The 1,909-nt window shown below is 66.7% G+C and carries 1 protein-coding gene and 1 pseudogene; both read right to left on the reverse strand.

Features of this window, described 5'->3' with window-relative positions; translation table 11 throughout:
• The coding region (locus tag AB0D85_RS52185) for an alpha-amylase family glycosyl hydrolase (protein WP_362338752.1) at positions 1 to 1,019 on the reverse strand (1,019 nt) is incomplete at its 3' end.
• Positions 1,016 to 1,909, reverse strand: a pseudogene (locus AB0D85_RS52190) (alpha-1,4-glucan--maltose-1-phosphate maltosyltransferase); the annotation flags it as partial. The pseudogene AB0D85_RS52190 and the gene AB0D85_RS52185, both read right to left, overlap by 4 nt.

A 1,909-nucleotide genomic window follows, 5' to 3' on the forward strand; every position in this document is an offset into this window, starting at 1 on the left:
TCGTCGGTGACCATTTCCAGGGTCAGCTCGTCGTGGTTGCGCAGGAAGATGCCCCACTGGCAGCCGGAGGGGATGGCGGGGGTCTTGGCGAGGATCTCGGAGACCGGGTAGCGGGACTCCCGGCGCACGGCCATGAAGATCCTCGGCATCACCGGGAAGTGGAACGCCATGTGGCACTCGTCGCCGCCGCTGCGGTAGTCGCCGAAGTAGTCGACGACGTCCTCCGGCCACTGGTTGGCCTCGGCCAGCAGCACCGTGTCGGGGTACTGCGTGTCGATCTCCTTGCGCACCCGCCTCAGGAACTCATGGGTGGCGGGCAGGTTCTCGCAGTTGGTGCCCTCGCTCTGGTAGAGGTACGGCACCGCGTCCAGGCGGAAGCCGTCGATGCCCAGGTCCAGCCAGAAGCGGAGCGCGGAGAGGATCTCCTCCTGGACCGCCGGGTTCTCGTAGTTGAGGTCCGGCTGGTGCGAGAAGAAGCGGTGCCAGTAGTACTGCTTGCGGACCGGGTCGTAGGTCCAGTTGGAGACCTCGGTGTCGACGAAGATGATCCGCGCGTCCTGGTAGCGGTCGTCCTTGTCGTCCCACACGTAGTAGTCGCCGTACGGCCCGTCGGGGTCCTTGCGCGACTCCTGGAACCACGGGTGCTGGTCGCTGGTGTGGTTCATGACGAAGTCGATGATGACGCGCATGCCGCGCTGGTGGGCGGCGTCCACGAACTCCACGAAGTCGGCCAGGTCACCGAACTCGGGGAGGACCGCGGTGTAGTCGGAGACGTCGTAACCGCCGTCCCGGAGCGGGGACTTGAAGAAGGGCGGCAGCCAGAGGCAGTCGACGCCGAGCCACTGCAGATAGTCGAGTTTCGCGGTCAGGCCCTTGAGGTCGCCGATGCCGTCGCCGTTGCTGTCCTGGAAGGAGCGCACCAGGACCTCGTAGAAGACGGCGCGCTTGAACCAGTCCGGGTCCCGGTCCTTCGCCGGAGTGTCCTCGAAGGTGTCCGGGACGGGTTCGTTGACGATCATTTTGTGGGTGACCCTCCGATCTGCGGGGACGGTCGCAGGACGGTGAGGATGTGCGCGGCCCGGTCACCCGGTTCCAGGCGCACATAGTTGGCCCTGCCCCAGTTGTAGGTTTCGCCGGTGAGCTCGTCGCGCACCGGCACCGACTCATGCCAGTTCAGGCCGAGTTGCGGCATGTCCAACGAGACCGTCGCCTCCTGGGTGTGGTGGGGGTCGAGGTTGACGACCACCAGAACCGTGTTCGATCCGCTCCGCTTGCTGTAGGCGATCACCGCTTCCTTGTCGGCGTGATGGAAGTGGAGGTCGCGCAGCTGCCGCAGGGCCGGGCTGGTGCGGCGGACCTCGTTGAGCCGGGTGATGAGGGGTGCGATGCCGTCGGTCTCGGCGCGGGCCCAGTCGCGGGGCCTGAGCTGGTACTTCTCGGAGTCGAGGTATTCCTCGCTGCCGTCCCTGAGTGGGGTGTTCTCGCAGAGTTCGTAGCCGCTGTAGATGCCCCAGGTGGGGGAGAGGGTGGCGGCGAGCACGGCGCGCGCCTCGAAGGCGGGGCGGCCGCCGTGCTGGAGGTAGGCGTGCAGGATGTCCGGGGTGTTGACGAAGAAGTTCGGCCGCATGGAGGAGGCCGTCTCGCCGGCCAGCTCGGTGGCGTACTCGGTGAGTTCCTGCTTGGTGTTGCGCCAGGTGAAGTACGTGTACGACTGCTGGAAGCCGGTCTGCGCCAGGGTGCGCATCATCGCGGGGCGGGTGAAGGCCTCGGCGAGGAAGATCACGTCGGGGTCGGCCGCGTTGATCTCGCCGATGACCCGCTCCCAGAACACCACCGGTTTGGTGTGCGGGTTGTCGACGCGGAAGATCCGCACCCCGCAGGACATCCAGTGCCGCAGCACCCGGACGGT

This window comes from Streptomyces sp. NPDC048277, from assembly GCF_040652235.1.
Lineage (GTDB): Bacteria > Actinomycetota > Actinomycetes > Streptomycetales > Streptomycetaceae > Streptomyces.